The following is a 3,097-nucleotide window of genomic DNA, read 5'->3' on the forward strand; positions in this document are numbered from 1 at the left end:
TTATCACTTTATTTCGGAACAAAAGAGCCATTTTTTTGCACATTCCTTCAGAAAGCCCTCTCCCCTTTTCTGAAAGAATGTGCTAAATTTTTTGTGAATTATTTCGGAAGAGAAAATCCATCGGTTCATAGGAGGGGGAGGAGGACGTGATTCAATTTCATGACTTTGGCATTGACGTCCAAACGTATGCAGAGCGTGGAAAAGAAAACGACTTCCCTCTTCTGAAAAAGTGTCCGCATTGCCGGGCCAAGCGCCCGTTGCACCGCCACGGTTACTATGAGCGAAACGCATTGACCCCACATGGTGATTATCGCATTTGGATTGTCCGGTATCGCTGTCGGGAATGCTTGAAGACGGTGAGTGTGCTGCCTTCCTTTCTCCTCCCGTATTTTCAGTATACGTTGTCCGCCATATGGCAAGTCGTGAAAGAGCAGTTGGGATTGACCGAGGGGACGAACCGGGCTCCGTTTCTCCCGACAAAGGACGGCATCATCTTTTATGTCCGACGGTTCTGCCGAAACCTATCAAGCCTTCACAGCTTTTTTGCGAGGCGGTGGAGGATCATAGGCCCTATCGTGAAAAAAGAAAAGGAACGGGCTTCCTGGTGGATCCGGACGTTGGAGAAACACGGTCTCTATTCGGTCATCAGAGACATGTGGGAGGACGGATTCCGACACCCTTTTGCGAATCAAATGGGATCCTGATTTTACATACATATCCTAAATTGGAAATAGTTGAGGTTCCCACAAACCTTTCCTATCGACGGAGAAAAAGCGATCCGGTACGATAAGGGCAGACGGACCGGAACGGTCCTGATTCCAAGTGAGACAAGGAGGAGATTCGAATGGATGAGTCGATGAGACACGACATTGCCCTGTTTCGGTACGGGCTAATCGCTCCGTTGGTGAATGGGCAGGTGGAACCGAAGACGTATCTGAAAGAGGTGAGCGAGCGAGTGCACCATGTTCCCCACCAGGGCGACAAACGAATCGCAGCCAAGACGATCCTCGATTGGTGCACCCGATACAAAAAAGGGGGCTTTGACGCCTTAAAGCCGAAGCGCCGTTCGGACCGCGGCCACTCAAGGCGTCTGTCGCCCGATGATGAGGATCATATTTTAGCCCTAAGAAAAGAACATCCCACCATGCCCGTGACGGTGTTCTACGAACACCTGATCGAGCAGGGGGAAATCCCAGAAAATCATACCTCTTACTTTACTATATACCGATTGTTGAAAAAACACAACCTTGTCGGGAAAGAAATCTTGCCCATGCCGGAGCGAAAGCGCTTTGCGTATGACCAGATCAATGAGCTTTGGCAAGGGGACTTATCCCATGGACCAACGATTCGAGTCAATGGGAAAGCCCAGAAAACGTTTTTGATCGCCTATATCGATGACTGCTCGCGGTTTGTGCCGTACGCGCAGTTTTTCCCTTCGGAGAAGTTTGACGGGCTGCGGATCGTCACGAAGGAAGCGGTGCTTCGTTGCGGGAAGCCGAAGCGCATTTACTCGGACAACGGGAAAATTTATCGATCCGAGGTGCTGCAGTATGCGTGCGCCGAGATGGGAATTACGCTCATCCACACCCAGCCGTATGACCCGCAAAGCAAAGGGAAAATCGAACGGTTCTTCCGCACCGTACAGACGCGGTTTTATCCGCTGCTGGAGTTGGATCCCCCGAAGTCGCTCGAAGAGCTGAACGAGCGCTTTTGGAGGTGGCTTGAAGAGGAGTATCATCGAAAACCGCACGCCTCGCTGGACGGAAAAACGCCGCATGAGGTGTTTCAATCGCAAGTGCATCTCGTGTCGTTCATCGAAGATAGCGATTGGCTGGATGCGATTTTTCTGAAGCGGGAGCACCGCAAGGTCAAAGCCGATGGAACGATCACCTTGAACAAGCAGCTGTATGAAGTGCCGCCCCGGTTCATTGGGCAATCGATTGAACTCCGCTATGACGAACGGGGCGTCTATGTGTACGAAGATGGAAGGAAGGTGGCGGAGGCCGTTCGGGTTCGTTTGGAGGACAACGCCTATGTAAAACGCCATCGGTCCCCGTTTGCGGCGATTCCGGCGAAGGAGGGAGAACACGGTGTATAAATCGTTTTACTCCCTTTCGCGGGAGCCGTTTGCGAAAGAAACAGACCCGTCCGAGGCGTATCAAGGGGCGCCGTTTCAGGAAGCGTTGCGGGCGCTGGAGTACGTGAAACGAACCCGGGGGATCGGGCTGTTGATCGGAGAGCCGGGGGCGGGCAAGACGTTCGCCCTTCGGGCGCTGAAAGAATCATTGAATCCATCATTGTATCATGTCGTCTACTTTCCGTTATCCACCGGAGGCGTGATGGATTTTTACCGTGGTTTGGCCTTGGGATTAGGAGAGGAACCGAAGTACCGCAAGGTAGACCTCTTCCGCCAAATCCAGCAGGCGATCGAGCGATTGTATCATGAACGGCGGATCACGCCGGTGTTCATTTTGGACGAGATGCATTTAGCGAAGGATGCATTTTTACAGGACATCGCGATCTTGTTCAACTTTGAGATGGATTCGACCAACCCATTTGTCTTGATTTTGGCCGGGCTGCCCCATTTACAGGGGAAGCTGCGGCTCAATCAGCACCGCCCTCTCGACCAGCGGATCATCATGCGATACCGGATGGGGCCGCTGGAGAAGGAAGAGGTGGCGGGCTACATCAAGCATCGGATGAAACAGGCCGGGGCGAAGCACCCGATCTTCACCCCATCGGCGTTAGAGGCGATTGCCCTGCAGTCGCGGGGATGGCCTCGGGTGATCAACACGTTGGCCACGACGTGCCTGTTATACGGGTATCAGCTGAAAAAGGACGCCATTGACGAAGAAGTGGTGCGCATGGCCGCAGAGGAAATGGGGTATTAGCATGAAAGGGGCCGAATCGGCCTCTTTTGTGCTTTTTCTTTTCCATCGGTCCATCAGGCGCGCTGGAAATCTTTATCTGAAAGAGCGTGCAAACGTTCCGAAAGAATGTGCAAAATCCGGAACAATCCGCAAAAATTTTGCACATTATTTCCGAATCCGCCTGAAATAATTTGAAAAAGGGATTCTGAAATAATGTGCTAGTTTAC

At 52.0% G+C, this 3,097-nt stretch carries 4 protein-coding genes; all 4 read left to right on the forward strand.

All coding sequences use genetic code 11. From position 1 onward, the window contains the following. Positions 1 to 146 precede the first annotated feature (146 nt). Positions 147 to 704 carry a DUF6431 domain-containing protein gene (locus tag GCA01S_RS18770; protein ID WP_042412494.1) on the forward strand — a complete coding sequence of 186 codons (558 nt, stop codon included), beginning with the start codon at positions 147 to 149 and terminating at the stop codon, positions 702 to 704. A gap of 140 nt (positions 705 to 844) precedes the next feature. After that, complete coding sequence (locus tag GCA01S_RS18775; protein WP_021292743.1) at positions 845 to 2,098, forward strand: IS481 family transposase; 1,254 nt, start codon at positions 845 to 847, stop codon at positions 2,096 to 2,098. Continuing rightward, entirely contained in the window at positions 2,091 to 2,891 is an 801-nt protein-coding gene (locus GCA01S_RS18780; RefSeq protein ID WP_011230382.1) for an ExeA family protein, read from the forward strand. The genes GCA01S_RS18775 and GCA01S_RS18780 overlap by 8 nt, the downstream gene beginning before the upstream one ends. 1 nt (position 2,892) lies before the next feature. Beyond that, on the forward strand, positions 2,893 to 3,060 hold the full coding sequence (locus GCA01S_RS20435; protein WP_041470480.1) for a hypothetical protein: 168 nt from the start codon (positions 2,893 to 2,895) through the stop codon (positions 3,058 to 3,060). Positions 3,061 to 3,097 lie beyond the last annotated feature (37 nt).

The organism is Parageobacillus caldoxylosilyticus NBRC 107762, assembly GCF_000632715.1.
Classification (GTDB): Bacteria; Bacillota; Bacilli; order Bacillales; family Anoxybacillaceae; genus Saccharococcus; species Saccharococcus caldoxylosilyticus.

Coding starts and splice junctions, on each gene's coding strand:
- GCA01S_RS20435 (WP_041470480.1), top strand. CDS start 2,893: ATGAAAGGGGCCGAATCGGCCTCTTTTGTGCTTTTTCTTTTCCATCGG.
- GCA01S_RS18775 (WP_021292743.1), top strand. CDS start 845: ATGGATGAGTCGATGAGACACGACATTGCCCTGTTTCGGTACGGGCTA.